The 18,731-nt window shown below is 73.3% G+C and carries 18 protein-coding genes; 4 read left to right on the top strand and 14 right to left on the bottom strand.

All coding sequences use genetic code 11. The annotated features are described in order from the left end of the window. Positions 1-166 precede the first annotated feature (166 nt). The gene (locus DEJ33_RS07355; RefSeq protein WP_111194589.1) at positions 167-1,090 is read right to left on the bottom strand and encodes an AEC family transporter; all 924 of its coding nucleotides are present in this window, start codon (positions 1,088-1,090) and stop codon (positions 167-169) included. A gap of 61 nt (positions 1,091-1,151) precedes the next feature. Here DEJ33_RS07355 and DEJ33_RS07350 point away from each other — a divergent pair, with 61 nt between their 5' ends. Continuing rightward, a complete protein-coding gene (locus tag DEJ33_RS07350) occupies positions 1,152-1,742 on the top strand; it encodes a nitroreductase family protein (RefSeq protein ID WP_111194588.1) in 591 nt (196 codons plus the stop codon). A gap of 21 nt (positions 1,743-1,763) precedes the next feature. Beyond that, on the top strand, positions 1,764-2,525 hold the full coding sequence (locus DEJ33_RS07345) for an HAD-IIB family hydrolase (RefSeq protein ID WP_111194625.1): 762 nt from the start codon (positions 1,764-1,766) through the stop codon (positions 2,523-2,525). 90 nt (positions 2,526-2,615) lie between these two features. Here DEJ33_RS07345 and DEJ33_RS07340 read toward each other — a convergent pair whose 3' ends face one another. Next, complete coding sequence (locus DEJ33_RS07340; RefSeq protein ID WP_111194587.1) at positions 2,616-3,239, bottom strand: phosphoribosylanthranilate isomerase; 624 nt, start codon at positions 3,237-3,239, stop codon at positions 2,616-2,618. A 61-nt stretch (positions 3,240-3,300) separates the two neighbouring features. Next, positions 3,301-4,356 (bottom strand): serine/threonine-protein kinase, encoded by a 1,056-nt coding sequence (locus DEJ33_RS07335; protein ID WP_111194586.1) that lies wholly within the window; start codon positions 4,354-4,356, stop codon positions 3,301-3,303. A 220-nt stretch (positions 4,357-4,576) separates the two neighbouring features. Between DEJ33_RS07335 and DEJ33_RS07330 the strand changes: the two genes are divergently transcribed. Then, complete coding sequence (locus DEJ33_RS07330; protein ID WP_111077491.1) at positions 4,577-4,774, top strand: DUF2945 domain-containing protein; 198 nt, start codon at positions 4,577-4,579, stop codon at positions 4,772-4,774. A gap of 19 nt (positions 4,775-4,793) precedes the next feature. On the opposite strand, the gene DEJ33_RS07325 is transcribed toward DEJ33_RS07330, so the two are convergent. Then, the gene (locus DEJ33_RS07325) at positions 4,794-5,507 is read right to left on the bottom strand and encodes a DedA family protein (protein WP_111077490.1); all 714 of its coding nucleotides are present in this window, start codon (positions 5,505-5,507) and stop codon (positions 4,794-4,796) included. 157 nt (positions 5,508-5,664) lie between these two features. After that, entirely contained in the window at positions 5,665-6,876 is a 1,212-nt protein-coding gene (locus DEJ33_RS07320; RefSeq protein WP_181432819.1) for an ROK family protein, read from the bottom strand. 62 nt (positions 6,877-6,938) lie between these two features. Here DEJ33_RS07320 and DEJ33_RS07315 point away from each other — a divergent pair, with 62 nt between their 5' ends. Next, positions 6,939-8,624, top strand: a complete 1,686-nt coding sequence (locus DEJ33_RS07315) for a beta-N-acetylhexosaminidase (RefSeq protein ID WP_111077488.1) — start codon at positions 6,939-6,941, stop codon at positions 8,622-8,624. Between the two features lie 217 nt (positions 8,625-8,841). Here the strand turns inward: DEJ33_RS07315 and DEJ33_RS07310 are convergent, their stop codons facing one another. From DEJ33_RS07310 to DEJ33_RS07270, 9 genes are all read right to left on the bottom strand, one after another. After that, complete coding sequence (locus DEJ33_RS07310) at positions 8,842-11,031, bottom strand: fructose-specific PTS transporter subunit EIIC (RefSeq protein ID WP_111194585.1); 2,190 nt, start codon at positions 11,029-11,031, stop codon at positions 8,842-8,844. Positions 11,032-11,155: 124 nt separating this feature from the next. Next, positions 11,156-12,181 carry a 1-phosphofructokinase family hexose kinase gene (locus DEJ33_RS07305; protein WP_111194584.1) on the bottom strand — a complete coding sequence of 342 codons (1,026 nt, stop codon included), beginning with the start codon at positions 12,179-12,181 and terminating at the stop codon, positions 11,156-11,158. After that, a complete protein-coding gene (locus tag DEJ33_RS07300; protein ID WP_111077485.1) occupies positions 12,178-12,966 on the bottom strand; it encodes a DeoR/GlpR family DNA-binding transcription regulator in 789 nt (262 codons plus the stop codon). Before DEJ33_RS07300 ends, DEJ33_RS07305 begins: the two co-directional genes overlap by 4 nt. A gap of 181 nt (positions 12,967-13,147) precedes the next feature. Beyond that, positions 13,148-14,353 (bottom strand): ABC transporter permease, encoded by a 1,206-nt coding sequence (locus DEJ33_RS07295; protein WP_111194583.1) that lies wholly within the window; start codon positions 14,351-14,353, stop codon positions 13,148-13,150. Then, entirely contained in the window at positions 14,350-15,120 is a 771-nt protein-coding gene (locus tag DEJ33_RS07290) for an ABC transporter ATP-binding protein (RefSeq protein ID WP_258378115.1), read from the bottom strand. Before DEJ33_RS07290 ends, DEJ33_RS07295 begins: the two co-directional genes overlap by 4 nt. Positions 15,121-15,191: 71 nt before the next feature. Beyond that, positions 15,192-16,250 (bottom strand): peptidoglycan-binding protein, encoded by a 1,059-nt coding sequence (locus tag DEJ33_RS07285; protein WP_111194582.1) that lies wholly within the window; start codon positions 16,248-16,250, stop codon positions 15,192-15,194. Next, a complete protein-coding gene (locus DEJ33_RS07280; RefSeq protein ID WP_111194581.1) occupies positions 16,247-16,756 on the bottom strand; it encodes a hypothetical protein in 510 nt (169 codons plus the stop codon). Before DEJ33_RS07280 ends, DEJ33_RS07285 begins: the two co-directional genes overlap by 4 nt. A gap of 29 nt (positions 16,757-16,785) precedes the next feature. Continuing rightward, positions 16,786-18,033, bottom strand: a complete 1,248-nt coding sequence (locus DEJ33_RS07275; protein ID WP_111194580.1) for a HAMP domain-containing sensor histidine kinase — start codon at positions 18,031-18,033, stop codon at positions 16,786-16,788. Then, positions 18,030-18,683, bottom strand: a complete 654-nt coding sequence (locus tag DEJ33_RS07270; RefSeq protein ID WP_111077480.1) for a response regulator transcription factor — start codon at positions 18,681-18,683, stop codon at positions 18,030-18,032. The genes DEJ33_RS07275 and DEJ33_RS07270 overlap by 4 nt, the downstream gene beginning before the upstream one ends. Between the last annotated feature and the right edge of the window lie 48 nt (positions 18,684-18,731).

Here is an 18,731-nt window from a genome sequence, read left to right as displayed (position 1 = left end):
CCGCTCCGCGCCTCCCGACCGGCCTCTGCGGCTCCACGACACCCCGCTCACTCCCGCCGAGCGGTCACACCCTGTCGCTCAAGCCGCCCCCAGCCGACACTCCGTGACCCCTCGGCGGAAGACTGCCGGCCCGGGCTGGCGCGGTCCGACGGCGCGGCCGCACGCCCTACGGGTTCAGCAGCGCCGCGATCCCGACCAGGACCGGCACCGACCCGACGGTCGTGAGCAGCACCACGTCCCGTGCGACCGGCACCGCGGCCCCGTACCGCTGGGCGTAGTTGAAGACGTTCTGGGCCGCCGGCAACCCGCCGAGGACGGTGAGCACGAACACGCGCTGGTCGTCGAGCCCGAAGGCGTACCGGGCGAGCAGGAACGCGACCGCCGGCATCACCAGGAGCTTCACGCCGCTCGCCAGCAGCACGTCGACCCGGGTGGCCGCCTCCCGGAGCGGTGCCGCGCCGTGCAGGTTCATCCCGAACGAGAGCAGCACGACCGGGACCGCCGCGCCGCCGACCAGGGCGAACGGCTCGAGCACCGGGTCCGGCAGCGTGACGCCGGTGACGGAGCAGAGCAGGCCGAGCAGCGACGCGATGATGAGCGGGTTCGACACCGGCCCGAGCACCCGACGTCGCCAGCCGCCACCGGAGGCCGTGGCCGCGTCGAGCACGGTCAGCGCGATCGGGGCCATCACGACGAGCTGGAGCATGATCACCGGCACCACGGCGGTCGCCTGACCGAGGACGTAGACGGCGACGGGCAGCCCGATGTTGTTGGCGTTCGAGTACGAGGCGGCGAGTGCCCCGACGGTCGTGGTGGTGAGCGGCCGCCGGAGCACGAGCGCGAAGACCAGGGCGGTGCCGGCGGCGACGGACAGCGCGGTGATCGCCGACACGGCGAGCATCGGCGAGAACAGCGTCCGGACGTCGGCCGTGGCGATCGTGTGGAACAGCAGGCACGGCATGAGGACGAAGAACGCCAGCCGACTCAGCACGAACTGCGCGTGCGGTCCGAGCAGTCCGGCGCGACCGACGCCGTAGCCGGTCACGATGACGGCGGCGATGATCGCGAAGCCGATCAGGACGCCACTCATCCTGCCCATCTTCGCAGGCGCGTCGGGAAATACCGGTGATCCCACGGTTGTTCGGGCAACCATGACCACGCAGACGACGCTCTCCCGCTCCACGGACTCCAGCCAGCCCCTCGTGCCCCTGCTCGAGGAACGGTGGAGCCCGCGCTCCTACGACGAGACCGCGACGATCTCGGACGCGCAGCTCGATGCCCTCCTCGAGGCCGCTCGCTGGGCGCCGTCGGCTGCCAACACCCAGCCCCGGCGGTTCATCGTCGGTCGTCGCGGCACGCGCACCTTCGACGCGATCCACGCCACGCTGATGGGCTTCAACGGTGCCTGGGCGCACCGCGCCGGCGCACTCCTGGTCGCGATCGCCGAGCCGGTGACGGCCGACGGCGAGGCGCGACGCTGGGCGGAGTACGACCTCGGCCAGTCCGTCGCCGCACTCGCCGTCCAGGCACACGCCGAGGGTCTGCACCTGCACCAGATGGGCGGCTTCGAGGTCGACGCGGTCCGCGCCGCCTTCGACCTGCCGGAACACCTCGTCCCGGTGACGGTCACCGCGATCGGTCACGTCGCCGACGCCGCGCAGCTCGACGAGAAGGCAGCAGAGCGCGAGGTCGCCCCGCGCACCCGGATCCCCCTCGACGAGGTCGTGCTCGTCAAGGAGTAGTCGCCTGGCATGATCGAGGGCATGTCCGCACCTCGCCTCGTCGCCTTCGACCTCGACGACACGCTCGCGCCGTCGAAGTCCCCGCTCGATCCGCAGATGCTCGAGACGTTCGCCGCGCTGCTCGACGTCGTTCCCGTCGCCGTCATCAGCGGCGGGAACTTCCAGCAGTTCGAACAGCAGCTCGTCACGCCGCTCCGGAAGCGTCCGGGGCTGCGTCTCGACGACCTGCACCTCCTGCCGACGTGCGGCACCCGGTACTACGCGTGGGAACAGGACTGGGTGCTGCAGTACGCCGAGGACCTCACCGACGATGAGAAGGCCCGTGCCCTCGCCGCCGTCGAGGCGCAGGCGAAGGACGCCGGCTACTGGGAGTCCGAGACGTGGGGCGCGATCCTCGAGGACCGCGGGTCGCAGGTGACGTTCTCGGCGCTCGGCCAGGCCGCCCCGGTGGACGTCAAGAAGCAGTGGGACCCGACCGGAGCGAAGAAGGACGACCTCCGCCGCCGTGTGCAGGCCGAGCTCCCCGACCTCGAGGTCCGCTCCGGCGGCTCCACCAGCGTCGACATCACCCGCAAGGGCATCGACAAGGCGTACGGCATGCAGCGCCTGGCCGAGATCACCGGCATCGCGCTCGACGACATGCTCTTCGTCGGCGACCGGCTCGACCCCGAGGGCAACGACTACCCCGTCAAGGCGCTCGGTGTCCCCTGCCACGCGGTGGAGGGCTGGGAGGACACCGACGCGTTCCTCCGCGGACTGATCCCGACCCTCCGGACCGCCTGACGCGCCTCCCGGCCGGGAGGCCCCCCGACGTCGTCAGGTCATCGGACCGGCGGATCGGCGGACCGGCGACCCGTCAGAACGGTCGGACCGTCAGGGGATGCTGCGGACCGCCTCGACGAACGCCCGGATCGCACGCACGTCCTTGACGCCGCGTCCGGACTCGACACCGCTCGACACGTCGACGCCGTCGGGGTCGAGGCGCTGCACGAGACCCGCGACGTTCTCCGGCGTGAGGCCGCCGGCCAGGATCCACGCCTCGTCGACGGTGCCGGTCAGCGTCGCCGGGTCGACCAGGTGCCCGCTGCCGGGGACGGCCGCGTCGAGCAGCAGCAGGTCGTGGTCGAACGCGGTGCGCTGTTCCGCGGTCTCGGCCAGGTAGTCAGCGGCAGCGAGGGCGCGGATCGTGAAGAAGCCGGCGTCGCGGGCGCGGGCGAAGTCCGACGCGGACTCGCGGCCGTGCAGCTGCAGGGTGGTGAGCCCGACGGCCGAGGCGATGCCGACCACCTCGTCGATCGGCTGGTCACGGAACACCCCGACGGCGTCGACGCCGTCCGGCAGGCGCTCGGCGAGCTCCTTCGCGGTGTCGGCGGTGACGGTGCGGGGGCTGCCGGCGGCGAAGACGAACCCGACGGCGTCCGCCCCGGCCTCGACGGCGGCGTCGACCGTCTCCGGGGTGGAGAGGCCGCAGATCTTGATCCATCGCTGGTCGCTCATGCACCCATCCTGCCTGATCGGCCGCGGCGAGCAGCCAGTGGGGGGCGGCTCGTGCTCCCGCTCAGTGCAGCACGCCGACGACGTAACTGCCGACGCAGGCCGCCGCGACCGCCAGCGCGGTGGCCGACGCGGCCAGCACGTTCCGTCGACGCCAGCGCCGGACCACGTCGAACGTGCCGCGCCGGGCGTGCCGGTGGGCGGCCCGGTGCATGCGGTGCTCCTTGCGGCGGACCTCCCGGTCGGGTCCCAGCGGCACCGGACCGGTGACCTGCGTCGACCCGCCGCGCAGGGCACGGGCGACCGCGACCGCCGTGGGCCGGCGTGCCGGGTCCCGTGCGGTCATCAGGGTGAGCAGTTCCCGCCACTCGGAGGCGACGGTGTCGGGGACCTGCGGGTCGCGGCGGAGCCGGGCGAGGGCTGCCTCGATGACGGTGCCGGAGTACTCCTGCACGCCCGTCAGCGACTCGAGCAGCACCAGGCCGAGCGAGTAGACGTCGGTGGCGTAGCTGATGGGCTCGCCGGCGACCTGCTCCGGCGACAGGTACGCGGCGGTGCCGATGATCGTGCCGTCGTTGGTCAGCCGGGAGCCGTCGACGAAGTGCGCGACGCCGAAGTCGGTGAGCTTGACGGTCCGGACGAACCCGGACGCACCCTCGTCGCTCAGCAGGATGTTCGCGGGCTTGACGTCCCGGTGCACGATCCCGCGGGAGTGCACGTAGGCCAGTGCATCGGCGAGCTGCGCCCCGAGGTCCGCGACCTCGTAGTTGTGCAGCGGGCCCTCGGCCAGGCGGCGCAGCAGGGTGGCGTCCGCGATGAGCTCCATCACGATGAAGCGGTGCGGGCCGTCCTCGAAGTCGTGGGTGCCGGCGTCGTAGAGCGGGATGAGGCCCGGGTGCGAGAGCATGCTGAGCAGGCGGATCTCGCGCTCCTGGCGGACCCGGTCGGCGGTGGTCATGCGCTCCGGCGTCGCGAACATCTTCACGGCGACGGCGCGGTAGGTGTGCTCGTCACGTGCCTCGTACACCGAGCCCATGCCGCCCGTGCCGATCAGTTTCACGAGGCGGTACCGTCCTGCCAGAACGGTGTCCGCTCGCGCGGTGTCGGTGGCCAAGCTCATGCGTTCGTCGATCCTTCGGGAGTCCGGATCCGCGTCGGTCCTCGCGGTGTGACTCCTCGGCAACGGTACGCGCGGCCCCGTCGATCCGAGGCTCGGTTACCCGAATGTGACCCGTCCTCGGGGCACAACTGCGCATCAGGGATGGTGCCAGCGTCCTGTGGAGCGGCCCGGGTACCGTCCGGGTCCCGGACAGCCGGTCCGGACGAGGCGGGAGGCCGACATGCGCAAGGGCGACGAAGTGCACTGGAACACGTCCCAGGGCACGACGACGGGCAAGCTCGTCGAGAAGAAGACCGCGGACTTCGAGTTCGACGGGCAGGCCTTCAAGCCGACCGACGACGACCCGTACTGGATCATCGAGTCCGAGAAGTCCGGCAAGAAGGCGGCCCACAAGGAGTCGGCGCTCACGAAGGCCTAGGGGCCACCACCCCCGCCGGCTACTCCGACGCGGTCGACCGCGCTGCGGCCCGGCCGCGTCGGACCCGACGGACGACGAACGCCACCACGATCACGACGACCGCCAGGTACACGGCCCGGTCGATCCACTCGGTGTACGCCTCGACGCGCTCGTACTGGGTGCCGAGGGCTGCGCCGCCGAGGACCAGGATCGAGTTCCAGAGCCCGCTGCCGAGCACGGTGAACAGGCTGAAGGTGCCGAGGTGCATCCGGTCGGCCCCAGCCGGCAGCGAGATCAGGCTCCGCACGACCGGCACCAGACGCCCGAAGAACACCGCGCTCTTGCCGTGCCGGTGGAACCAGGACGCCGCCTTCCGGAAGTCGTCCTCGTCGACGAGCGGCAGCTTGCCGAACCAGCGGACGGTCCGGTCGAAGCCGATCACCGCGCCGAGCCAGTAGAGCACGAGCGCCCCGACGTACGACCCTGCGGTCGCCAGGACCAGCACGAGCGTCAGGTCCATCCGGCCGGCACCCCCGAGGAACCCGGCCAGCGGCAGGATCACCTCGGACGGGATCGGAGGGAACACCGTCTCGATGAAGAGCATGAGGGCGACGCCCCACTCCCCCATCGAGTCGATGACCTGCAGGACCAGGCCGGTCAGCCCGCCGATGTCGGGGTCCGGGCCACCGCCTGACCCGGAGGACGCGGTCGGGACGCCGGCGTGGGCGACGGTCGAGGGCACGGCAGTCGTCATCCCGTCACCCTGCCTGAGCGGGCTGACAGACTCCGGTGTACGGCTCGCCCGCGCGACCACTCCCGCCACCCCCGACCGCGGCGACCGCCCAGGCCGCCGCGCCCGCCCCGTCCGCCCAGGCCGCCGCGCCCACCCAGACCGTCGCGGCGCTGCCCGGTCAGGCGACGCCGGCGTGCAGCCCCGCGCCGAGCCCCAGCCGCTCGGCCCGCGCGGTCGCCAGGGACCGCGCCACCGCTCCCCGCGACACCGCGTCGCGCCCGAGGCCGGACGGCACCACCGCCACCGCCGGGGCGCCCGGGACGCCGAGGCCCGGCAACCGCTCGAGCTCGGCGGCCAGGGCGGTACAGAACTCCTCACCGTCGGGCAGCACCTCGCCACCGACGACCACGACCTCGGGGTCCACGGCCGCCACGAGCTGCGCGACCCCGGGTGCCACGTCCGCGGCGAGCGCACGGACCGCGGCCCGCCCGTCCTCCACGCCCAGTGCGGCGCCGGACCCGCCCGCCAGGGCGCTGCCACCGCGACCACCCGGGGACGTCGGGCCCGTGCCGGGACCGGTCCGGGCCTCCAGGGCGCGCGCCGCACCCGGCCACCCGGTCGCGGCGAGTCCGCCGACCTCGCCCGCGGCTCCGTGGGCTCCCTGCGCGACCGCGCCCCCGACGACCAGTGCCGCGCCGATCTGTCGTCCCATCACCAGGAGCAGGCCGTCGCGGACGCCGTGCAGGCGGCCCCAGGCGGCCTCGGCGCGGGCCGCTGCCTTGGCGTCGTTCTCGAACACGGTGACCGCGTCGGGGACCAGTGCGGCGATGCGCTCGGTGATGCCCTCGCTCTGCCACTCGGGCGCGGCGACCGTGTGCACGATCCGGCCGGTGCGGTCGATGATCGCGGGCACGCAGACGGTCACCGCGAGCAGCCGTCCGGGCGGCAGGGTGCCGACCAGGCGGTCGACGACCTCGCGGACCGCGGCCACGGCCTGTTCGATCGGCGCCAGGGTGGGGGCGAACTGCTCGGTGCGGGCGACGGGGTCGCCGTGCAGGTCGGCGAGGACGCCGACGACGGCGTGCAGGCCGAGGTCGATGCCGAGCACCAGTCCGGATCGCGCGTCGATGCGGAAGCGTCGAGCTCGTCGTCCGGCGCGGTTGGGGGTGGCGACGGCCTTGAGCTCCTCGACCCACCCCTCGGCGACCAGGTCGGTCAGGGCCGCCTCGACGGTGGGCCGCGTCAGACCGACGGCGGCGACGAGCTCGGTGACCGTCCGGGAGGCCCGCCCCGGGTCCCCGACGTCGGGTCCGGCCCGGAACAACTCGGCCAGGACCGCGCGGGAGTTCATCCTGCGGAGCAGGGCCGGGGAGCTGCCGATCGTTGACATGCTCGAGTGCGTCGCCATAATCTCCACATTACGAAAGACCGTTGAGGAATGGTGGAACCGACATGCTGATCCCCCGACCGCGATCCCGGAACGACTCGTCCGGCACCTTCACCATCGACGAGCGCACGCGCATCAGCGCCGAGCCCGCCACCGAGTCGACCGCACAGTACCTGCAGCAGGTGCTCCGAGCCTCCACGCGGCTGCCGCTGTCCGGCGCCGACGACTCCGACGCGCCGGTGATCGCCCTGCGGATCACCGCGACGCCGGAGGACCTGCCCGCCGGACCGGGCGAGGACCGCGAGGAGTCGTTCCGCCTGACCGTCACGCCGGACGCCGTCACCGTCGAGGGCGGCGGCGCTGCCGGGGTGTTCTACGGCGTCCAGGCGCTGCTGCAACTGCTGCCCGCCGACGTGTACCGCCGAGGACAGGTCCGCACCGCGGCGTGGACGCTGCCGGCGACCGTCGTCGAGGACGCTCCCGCGTTCGCCTGGCGCGGCGTCATGCTCGACGTGGCCCGGCACTTCCGCACCAAGGCCGAGGTGCTGCGCGTCATCGACCAGCTCGCCGCGCACCGGATCAACCGCATGCACTTCCACCTCACCGAGGACCAGGGCTGGCGCATCGAGATCAAGAAGTACCCGCGGCTCACCGAGGTCGGCTCCTGGCGCCGGGAGTCCCAGGTCGGCGCGCACGTCCCCGACGCCGACGGGGTGCTGCAGGTCGCCGGGTACGACGGCCGTCCGCACGGCGGCTTCTACACGCAGGACGACATCCGCGAGATCGTCGCCTACGCCGAGGACCGCTTCGTGACCGTCGTGCCCGAGATCGAGACGCCCGGGCACGTCCGCGCCGCCCTCGCCGCGTACCCGGAGCTCGGCGTCCATCCGGAACGTCGGGTCGAGGTCTGGACGGAGTGGGGCGTGGCGCACGACGTCCTCAACGCCGACGACAGCACGGTGCAGTTCTTCGAGGACGTGTTCGACGAGGTCGTCGCGCTGTTCCCGTCCGCCTACATCGGACTCGGCGGCGACGAGTGCCCGAAGGACCAGTGGGAGGACGACCCGCGGACGCAGGAGCGCATCCGGCAGCTCGGGCTCGAGGACGAGGAGCAGCTGCAGGCCTGGATCGTCGGACAGCTCGCGGCACACATCGAGTCGCACGGGCGACGGGCGTTCGGCTGGGACGAGATCCTCGAGGGCGGCACGCTCTCCCAGTCGGCGACCGTGGTGTCCTGGCGCGGCATGCGCGGAGCGGTCACCGCGGCCCGTCGCGGGCACGACGTCATCTCCACCCCGGACGACCAGGTGTACCTGGACTACCGGCAGAGCGACCTGCCGAACGAGCCGATCCCGGTGTCGATCGTGCTCACCGTCGACGACGTCTACGCGTTCGACCCGGTGCCGTCGTCGTTGACCGAGGCCGAGCGGGCGCACGTGATCGGCGGCCAGGCGAACATGTGGACCGAGCACGTCGACACCGTCCGACGGCTCGACTACCAGCTGTTCCCCCGCGTGGTCGCGCTGTCCGAGGCACTCTGGTCGGCGGACGTCGCCGGGCCGCGGGACGTCGCGGACTTCCGGGAGCGCCTGACCGAGCACCTGACCCGCCTCGACGCCCTCGGGGTGGAGTACCGCCACGAGTCCGGGCCGCTGCCGTGGGAGGAGCGCCCGGGCGTCCCGGGCCGCCCGCACTCCCGCGAGGAGCGCGCCGCCTACATCGACGCGGTCACGGCGAACATCGCGATGTAGTCCGGCTGCCTGCGGGGCGCGCCCACCGGTGGCGACACCCCGCTCACCTCCGCCGAGTGGTCATGAACTGTCGTTCTCGAGCCTCCAGAACGACGCTTCGTGACCACTCGGCGTCAGCCTCCGGGAGTGTCCCGCCGCTCGTGTCCCCACCAGCACGTGACGGACGGGAGGCCCGGTGCCAGCTGGCACCGGGCCTCCCGTCCGTCAGGTGGTGCGGCTACACCGCGACCGGCGCGCGCTGGCCGACCGTCTCGCCGGCCGAGGCCGCCTGGGCGGCGGCAGCATCCGTCGCCGCCGGCGCCCGGCGCACCCACTTCTTCAGTGCCACGAGGACCAGCGCGGAGACGACCGTCCCCGCCAGGACCGCCACGATGAACATCCCGATGCCACCGATCGCGAAGAACACGAAGATCCCACCGTGCGGCGCCCGCGAGGTGACACCGGCGGCCATCGAGATCGCTCCCGTGACGGCAGCGCCGACCATCGACGCCGGGATGACCCGCAGCGGGTCGGCGGCGGCGAACGGGATCGCACCCTCGGAGATGAACGAGGCGCCGAGCAGCCACGCGGCCTTGCCGTTCTCGCGCTCGGGCTTGGTGAAGCCGTTGCGGTACAGCACGGTCGAGGCGAGCGCCAGGGCGAGCGGCGGGACCATGCCGGCGGCCATCACCGCGGCCATGATCTCGAACGGCACGACGTTGCTGGCGGAACCGGCACCGAGTCCGGCGACGGCGAACGCGTAGGCGACCTTGTTGACCGGGCCACCGAGGTCGAAGGCCATCATCAGGCCGAGGATGATCCCGAGCAGCACCGCTGAGGCTCCGGAGAGCGAGTTGAGGAACTCGGTCAGCTGGGTCATCAGCCAGGCGATCGGCCCGCCGAGCACCAGGAGCATGAGGCCGGAGGCGATGATCGACGCGAACAGCGGGATGATCACGACCGGCATCAGCCCACGCAGCCAGCGCCACGTCGGGATGCGACCGATCCAGTAGGCGGCGGCACCGGCGATGAGGCCACCGACCAGGCCGCCGAGGAACCCTGCGTTCATGAAGACGGCGATGGACCCGGCGACGAAGCCCGGCGCGATGCCCGGCCGGTCGGCGATCGCGTACGCGATGTACCCGGCGAGGGCGGCCACGAGGAACCCGAGCGACACCGAGCCGATCTGGAACGCCGCAGCGCCGAGGTAGTACCCGAGGCCCTGCGCCGGCAGGTCGAGCAGCGTGGAGTGCTGCAGCGTCCACACGGCGTTGTTGACACCGTCGTCGCCGTGCGTCAGTGCGATGCCGTAGCCGGACAGCAGGAAGCCGAGCGCGATGAGGAGCCCGCCGCCCGCGACGAACGGGATCATGTACGAGACGCCGGTGAGCAGCCAGCGCTTCAGCGACTGCCCGAAGTGCTCGTCCTTCGCGGTGCTGGTACCGGCCTCGGCGGCGGAGCCGGAGACCCGTGCGGCCTTCGGGTCGTCGGCGGCGCGGAGGGCCTCGGCGATCATCGCGTCCGGCTCGTCCACGCCGCGCTTGACGGGGCCGGACACGAGCGGCTTGCCGGCGAAGCGGCTGCGGTCGCGGACGTCCACGTCGACCGCGAAGACGACGGCGTCGGCGCGGGCGATGAGGGCCGGGTCGAGCGGCTCCACCTGGGACGACCCCTGCGTCTCGACGTGCATCTCGGCGCCCGCGCGCTGGGCGGCGGCGACCAGGGCGTCGGCGGCCATGTAGGTGTGCGCGATGCCGGTCGGGCACGCGGTGACCCCGACGATGACCTTGCGGCGCCCGCCGGTGCCGGAGGTGTCGCTGTCGACGACGTGGGTGTCCGCGCCGGACGTGGGGCGGGCCTCCTGGCCGGCGGCGGTGCCGGTGCCGGTGCCGGCCGGGGTACCGGAGGCTCGTCCAGCGGTGCCGACGCCGGCTGCGGCGACCTCGCCGCTCACCTCGCGGTCGACCAGATCGACGATGTCCTGCGGTGTCGTCGCGGCGCGGAGGGCGGCCGTGAAGTCGTCGCGGATCAGCGCCCGGGCGAGGGTGGAGAGGACGGTGAGGTGGTCCTTGTCGGCGCCGTCCGGCACCGCGATCATGAAGACGACGTCGGCGTCGCCGTCCGGTGCACCGAACGGCACCGTCCGCGCCAGGCGGGTGAACGCCAGCGTGGGAGCGGTGACCGAGGTCGACCGGGCGTGCGGGATGGCGATGCCGCCGGGGACGCCGGTACCGACGCTCGCCTCACGCTTGATGGCGTCGGCGGCGAGGGTGTCGCCGGAGGCGGCTCGACCGGTCGCGGCGATGCGGTCGGCGAGGACGCGGATGACGTCGGACGAGGTGGCGCCGAGGTCCTCGTCGAGGCCGACGAGGTCGACCCCGATCAGGTCGGCGCCGTCGCCGGCGCCGGTGGTGTGCGCAGCGGACATGGGTTGCTCCTTCGCAGGTGGCGCGGTGCGCCGGGCTGTGCTGGTGGGACGAGTGATCTGACCTGACCGGACCGGCCCGGGGACCGAGGTCGCGGCCGGACCGACGGGACGACGGACCGTGTGGTCAGGCGCCGTGCGGGACGGGGACGGACGGGCGGTGCCCGGCCGGTGTCGGCGGTGTGCCGAGGCGGTGGACGACGATCGCGTCCGGGTCGGTGACGTCGAGTGCCGGGACGTCGCTGCCGGGCAGTCCGGCGGCGGCGGCACCGGTGGCGACGGCCTGGGCGAGTCGACGCTCGGGCGGGGCTCCGGCGACCTCGGCGAGCAGGTACCCGGCGAGCGCGGAGTCGCCCGCACCGACCGTGGAGCGTGCCGTGATACGCGGGGCGGCGGCGCTCCATGAGCCGGTGCCGTCGACGAGGACGGCGCCCGCGCTGCCGAGCGTGAGCAGGACCGTGTCGACTCCGCGCTCCCGGAGGCGTGCGGCTGCAGCTGCGGCGCGCTCCGCGTCCTGCTCGTACTGCTCCGGGTCGCCGCCGACGACCTCGGCGAGCTCCTCGGCGTTCGGCTTGACCAGGTCGACCCGTTCCCCGGACTGCAGCAGCGCGGTGAACGGCACGCCGGAGGAGTCGACCGCGATCCGGACGTCGTCGCCGTGCCGGGCGCGGACGGCGCGGACGAGCACCGCGAGGGCGTCGTCGGGCAGCCCGGGCGGCAGGGACCCGGCGAACACGACCCACCGGGCGGCCGGACCGGTCGGCGTCGGCCCCGCGGTGGTGGCGACGAGTTCCGCCAGGTCGTCCAGGCGCCCGGCGAGCGAAGGACCCGGCTCGTTGAGCTTCGTGGTGGTCCCGGTCGGTTCGGTCACGGTGACGTTCGAGCGGAGCGCGGCACCGATCGGCAGCGCGGCGGTCGGGATGCCCCGGGCGGCCAGGCCGACGAGCACCGGGTCGAGCTCGTCGCCCGGCAGGACCGCGACGGTGTCCCCGCCGCTGGCGACGACGACCCGGGAGACGTTGACGCCCTTGCCGCCGGGCTCCGCCGTGGAACGGGTGGCCCGCTGCACGGCACCACGCTGGAGTTCCCCGGCCAGTTCGATCGTCCGGTCGAGCGAGGGGTTCGGCGTGACGGTGACGATGCGGCCGGTCATGCGACGACGACCTCGACGTCGGCGTCGGCGAGTGCTCCGGCGAGGTCGGCGGGCGGGGCCTGGTCGGTGACGACGGTGTCGATCTCGTCGAGGCGGGCGAAGCGCATCAGGGCTTCCACCCCGTGCTTGGCGGCGTCGGCGAGCACCACGCTGCGCCGGGCGGCGAGGACGTACGCGGCCTTCACCGCGGCCTCGTACTCGTCCGGTGTGCTCAGGCCGAAGCCCGCGGACAACCCGTTCGTCCCGATGAACGCAACGTCGGGTCGGAGTGCCCCGATCTGGTCGACGGTGGCGGTCCCGACGGCGGCACTCGTGACGCCACGGACCCGACCGCCGAGCAGGTGCAGCTCGACGTGGTCGCTGTGCTGCAGGGTGCTGGCGATCGGGACCGAGTTCGTGATCACGGTGATCGTCGCTCCGGCCCGCTCGGGCTGCCACCGGGCGAGTTCCGCGGCGACGGCACCGCTGGTGGTGCCGGCGTCGAGCGCGATCGACCCGGTGAAGGTGGGCGGCACCAGGCGCATCGCGGCGCGGGCGATCGCGGTCTTCTCCCGGCCGTGCTGCCCCTCGCGTTCGGCGACGCTCAGCTCGACGAGGCTGGACCGTTCGACCGAGACCGCGCCGCCGTGCACGCGGCGCAGGACCCCGGCCTGCTCGAGGGCGTCCAGGTCGCGGCGGACGGTCTCGGTGGTGACGTCGAAGTGCGCGGCGAGGTCGGTGACGGACACGCGGCCGGCGGTCTGCAGTGCGGCGGCGATGGCGTCGTGCCGCTCGGTTGCGTACATGCCCGAACTCCTTCGTTCCCGTGGGTTTCGAGCACTGTACGCAGCAAACCCACTCGAACGCAACTGTTCTGTACTGAAACCAACATGAACCCAACACGGGAAGGAGGCCCGGTACCGGTCCGCCGAACCGGCACCGGGCCTCCAGACCGTCGCTTCCGGCAGTTTGGTCAGGGTGGTCCGGTCAAGCTGCTGCGAGCGCGCTCGTCGGTGGGATCCGCGCGGCCTGCGCGGCCGGGTAGAGCCCGGAGACCCCGCCGATCAGCACCGTCGCACCGAGTCCGCCGGCGACCACCCAGAGCGGCACCGCGATCGGCCAGCCCTGCGCCAGAGCGAAGACGACGGTGGCGCCGAGCCCGATCACCACCCCGGCGACACCGCCGAGGAACGACAGCAGCAGCGACTCGACGAGGAACTGGTTCCGGATGTCCCGCCGTCTCGCTCCGAGCGCGCGGCGGACGCCGACCTCGGCCCGACGCTCCAGCACGGTGATCACCATCGTGTTCGCGACACCGATCCCGCCGACCAGGAGCGCGACCCCGCCGATCCCGACCAGCAGGCCCGTGAAGGAGTCGTCGGTGGCGTTCTTCGCGGCGAGCGCGTCCGAGGGCCGTGTGACCCCGACGTCCTGGGGGGCTGCCGGACTGACCACCCGGGCGAGCAGGTCGCGCGCCGGGGCCACCCGATCCGGGTCGACGCGGGTGTACACGGCGGTGGGGTGCCCGTCGAAGCCCAGCGCGGCCGCGAGGTCCCGCGGCACGAAAGCCTGGTTGTCGAGGTCGGTCGCGAGTTCCAGCGGCCGGAGCACCCCGACGACCTGCAGCCATCGGCCACCGGTCCAGACGCGACTGTCCGTCGTCACCTGGTCGATCCCGAGCGCGTGTGCCGCGGACGCTCCGAGCACCACCTGCGGCGGTGCGTCCGGAGCCGTGTCGAGCCAGCGCCCGGACGCCAGCGACCCGCCGAGGACCTCGGGCACGTCTCCCCAGGTCCCCAGCACGCCGATGCCCTTCGTCTCGGCGGCCGGGATGAACGGGTTCCGGTACACCCGGCCGTCGTCGGCCCGGCCGACCCCCGCTGCGGCGAGCACGTCCTCCTGCCGACGGACCGAGTCGACCGCGGTAACCGGGAGCGGGGGCGTCTCGCCGAACGACTCGGCTTTCGTCACGGTGAGCACGTTCGTGCCGAGCGCGTCGAGGACCCGGTCGAGCGCGGCCTTGCTCGACGAGGAGATGCCGACGACCGCGATCATCGCCGCGATGCCGATGGCGATGCCCAGGGCGGACAGGACCACCCGGGTCGGGCGGGTCCGGAGCCCGAACACCCCGAGTCGGAGCAGGTCGCCGGAGCCCAGGGTGCGTCGTGTGGCCGTCGCGGGGTCGGCGGTCATCGGTCGGCCCCGATCGCGGGGGCGAGCTCGACGGGACCCGCCGGTGTGTCGCGTGGGCCGGCGTCACGCGGGCCGGTGTCACGTGGGCCGGTGTCACGCGGGCCGGTGTCGTGCGCACCGGTGTCGTCCTCCACCGCTCCGTCACGCATCCGGACCTGCCGTGGGAGGACCGCGGCGAGTTCCCGGTCGTGGGTGATGACGACCACCGTGGTGCCGGCGGCGTTGAGCTCCCGCAGCACGCCGAGGACCGCGGTGCCGGAGGCCGTGTCGAGGGCCCCGGTCGGCTCGTCCGCCAGCAGCACGGTCGGTTCCCCGACGATCGCCCGCGCGATCGCGACGCGCTGGCGCTCGCCACCGGAGAGCTGGTTCGGCAGGTGGTCGGTCCGGTGTCCCAGGCCGACGCGCTCCAGCGCCGTCACCGCCCGCCGCATCCGCTCCCGCCGGTGTGTGCCCGTGTAGAGCAACCCGTCCGCGACGTTCTCGGCGGCGCTGGCTCCGGCCTGCAGGTGGAAGTGCTGGAAGACGAAACCGATGTGCTCGGCGCGCAGGGCGGAGAGCGTGTCGTCCGTCATCGCGCCGACGTCCCGGCCGGCGACCTCCACCCTGCCGGAGGTCGGACGGTCGAGCGTGCCCATGACGTTGAGCATCGTGGACTTCCCCGAACCGGAGGGTCCGACCACGGCGACGAGTTCGCCGCGGTCGATCCGGAGCGAGACGCCGCGGAGCGCCCGGACCTCGCCGTGGGTGCGGGTGACGTCCGTGAGCACCAGCACGGCATCCGACCCGGACCGGGCCGGCACCGGCGGTGCGGGTACGGGCAGGACGGGCACGGCGCCGTTCACGAGGGCACCACCACGCGCGCACCCTCGTCCAGGTCTCCCGTGACCGCCGCGCGCCCGTCCGCCACGAGACCGACCTCGACCGGGACCCGCTCGGTAACCCCGTCCCGACCGACGACCTCGACCGCGTACCCCGAACTCCCACGGGCGACCAGTGCCGAGACGGGCACGGAGAGCACGTCCCGCTCGGTCCGCCCCTCGGCGACCACCTGCGCCGAGGCGGCTGCGGGCAGCCGTCGATCACCGGCGTCGAACGCCACGGTGACGTCGACCTCGTCCCGGCCGTCTTCCGTCTCGCTCGGAGTGGCGTCGGTGACCGACCCCGACATCGCGCCGCCGGCGCCGTTGACGAGCACCCGGACGCGTCTCCCCACGCCGAGCTGTCCGGCGTCCCGCGCGGGGACCCGCACCGAGACGACACGGTGCGTGCTCGTCACCTGCAGGACGTCGCCGCCGACCGGCTGCCCGAGTTGCCCCACGACCGAGGCGACACGCACCGCACCGTCGACGAAGGCGATCTGATCGCCGTCCACGACCCCGGTGACGGGCAGCCCGCGGTCCCGCTGCCACTGGCGGACGGCGGCCCCGGTCCGGGCGCCGAACACGTCGTCGGCGGGGACGTCGTACCCGAGGGCGGCCAGGTTCTCGGTGAGTTGCCGGACGTCGGCGCCCCGGGCACCGGCGCGAAGTGACCGCCAGAGCGGTGTCGTGCCGTACAGGGCGCGGACGGGTCGCTCGTCCACCGCGTAGAGCGGTTCGTCGCGGTGGACGACCTGGCCGGGCTGCGGCAACCAGGTGAGCGTGCCGCTCGCTGCCCCGGGTACCGAGGTGGGCGTGCCGTAGCCGAGCGCGCCCGCGATGGTCCGGGTCTCGACGAGGTCGCCCTGCTCCACCGGCACCGTCGTCGTGCCGTGGCGGTCCCCATCCGACTGCGCAGCACTCGCCCGCGTCGCGGCACCGTCCGCTGCGGTGGCGAGCGACCAGGTGGCGGTGCCGACGGCGAGCGCGCCGACCAGGCAGGCGCTGGCGATGCCGATCACCCGCGTCCGGCGGCTCATCCGGCGTCCTGCGTCTTCGTGTCGGGCGAGTACCGCTGCAGGCACTCGTCGACCAGCTGCTGGAACTCCGGCTCGGCCGCCGGCGGGTAGGTCGCCTCGTCGAACGAGAGGGCGCCGGACTGCTGCTCCGGGAAGTCCGGGTAGGCGTCCCGGACGCAGGAGGCGACCTGGTCGTACTCGCGTGCCCACCTGTCCTTCGCTGCGGAGTCGGCCCGGGTCACCCCCAGCTCGGTGGCGCACGAGTCGGCAGCACCGGCGAAGCGGTCCTCGTCGACGCCCTGCGGGGAGATCACCGTCCCGGAGCGCACCTGGTCGTCGCCGGGGTCCTCGATGTCGAAGCCCGCCGACCGCATGCAGTCGCCCCACCGTGCGCCGAGACCGGACGCAGCGGTCGTGCTGTCGGAGGCGGGCGCACCGCCGGCGCACCCGGTCAACCCGGAGGCCAGGCCGAGCGCGAGGACGGCGGCGGTGAGGACGCGTGTCGGAGGTCGGTTCGTTGTTCGCATGCCACCAGGACAGCGGACCGCCTGTTTCGTCAGCGGTCCCCGTCGGGAGACACCGACGAAACACCGGCGCTCGTCGCTCCGGTGTCGACCCGGACGAGCAACCCGCCGGTGTCCCCGGGACGGATCGCGAGCGTCCACCCGTGCGCCTGCGCGACCGCTGCCACGATCGACAGACCGAGGCCGCTGTGCCGTCTCCCGGGCACGACGGCGTCACGCGCGGCATGATCGGACGCGGCAGCCTCGGGTGCCCGGCGGAACGGTTCGGTCAGCGCCACCACGGTCGCCGGCGCGAGCAGCGGCCCGGAGTTCGCCACGGTCAGCACCCCGGCCGCGAGTTCCACACGGACGGACCCGCCCGGCACGTTGTACTCGACGGCGTTGTCGACCAGGTTCCGCAGCAGCTGGCGGAGCAGGACCGGCTCGGCCTGCACCGGCCGGCCGGGAGGCCCCCCCGCCGTCCGCCAGGTCAGCGTCACCCCGGCCTCCGCCGCGGCCCCGGCGAGCGCCGCCACGACCTCGGCCGTCACCGCGGCCAGGTCGACCGGCACCGTCTGCCCGCCGAGGTCGCGCTCGGCCTCGGCCAGCGCGAGGAGCGAGTCCACGAGGTGCTCGGTGCGGCGGTTCTGCTCCAGCAGTTCGGTCCGGACGACCGACACGTCGTCGGGGTCGGCGTCGTCGGGCAGACCGATCTGGATCGCAGCCCGCTGGACCGCGAGTGGCGTACGGAGCTCGTGTGCGGCGTGCGCCACGAACCGTCGCTGACTCGCGAACGAGGCCTCGAGCCGGTCGAGGAGCTCGTCGATCGTCCGCGAGAGCCGTCGGAGTTCGTCGTCCGGTCCCGTGAGGCCGATGCGCTCGTGCAACGTCGACGCGGACAGCCGCCTGGCGGTCGCGGCGATCCGGTCGACGGGCGCGAGCATCCGGCGTGCGAGGACCCACCCGGTGGCACCGGCGAGGACACCGGCGCCGGCGACCCCGAGCACCGTCCACTGCCACTGCAGGTCGGCGACGACGGCCACCGCTGCGATGCCACCGAGTCCGTCGAACGCACCGGACTCGTCGAGCCGACCGGTCGGCCCCGCGGCGCCGGAGGGCGGGCCGTCCGGGATCAGCAGCGGTCGGTCGCCGCTCCCCTCGGCCTGACGCTCCAGCACCACCTGTCCGAGCGATGCCTGCGACCCGAGGTTCACGACGGTGATCGAGGCCGTAGCGAGCGCCATGGACGTGACGGCGAACGCGAGCGCGGTGCGGGTCCGGATGCTCCCGACACGGCTCACAGCGCGTACCCGGAGCCGGGCACGGTGCGGATCGGGTCCGGTGCACCGAGCTTCCGCCGGAGCTTCGACATCGTCACCCGCACGGCCGCGGTGAACGGGTCGACGTTCACGTCCCACACCTTCTCGAGCAGTTCCTCGGCGGGGACGATCCGCCCGTCTGCTCGCAGCAGGACCTCGAGCACGCCGAGCTCCTTGCTCGTCAGGTCGAGCGGACGCCCGTCGCGGGTGACCATCCGCCGGCTCGAGTCGAGCACGATGCCGTCCCGCTCGAGCACGGGAGCCACCGGCGCGACGCTCCGCCGACCGAGTGCCCGGACGCGTGCGACGAGCTCCGGGTACTCGAACGGCTTCGTCAGGTAGTCGTCCGCACCGAGTTCGAGACCGTTCACCCGATCGGTGAGCGTGGACGCCGCGGTGAGCATGAGCACCCGGGTGAGGGAAGCACGGGCGGCGGTCCGTCGAGCGACCTCGTCGCCGTGCATCCCCGGGACGTCCCGGTCGAGCACGACGACGTCGTAGTCGTTCACCGACAGGAGCTCGTCGGCGTCGTCGCCGCGGTACGCCACGTCGACGGCCATGTCCTGCCGCCGCAACCCCCGGACGATCAGGTCGGCAAGCGGGATCTCGTCGTCCACCACCAGTACGCGCATCGCGGTACCGTACGGTGGAATGCTACATGTTCGCTGGGTGGATCAGCA

Source organism: Curtobacterium sp. MCPF17_047 (genome assembly GCF_003234045.1).
GTDB lineage: Bacteria > Actinomycetota > Actinomycetes > Actinomycetales > Microbacteriaceae > Curtobacterium.
Note: the sequence above shows the minus strand (reverse complement) of the source record. Positions and strands in the feature narration are given on the sequence as shown.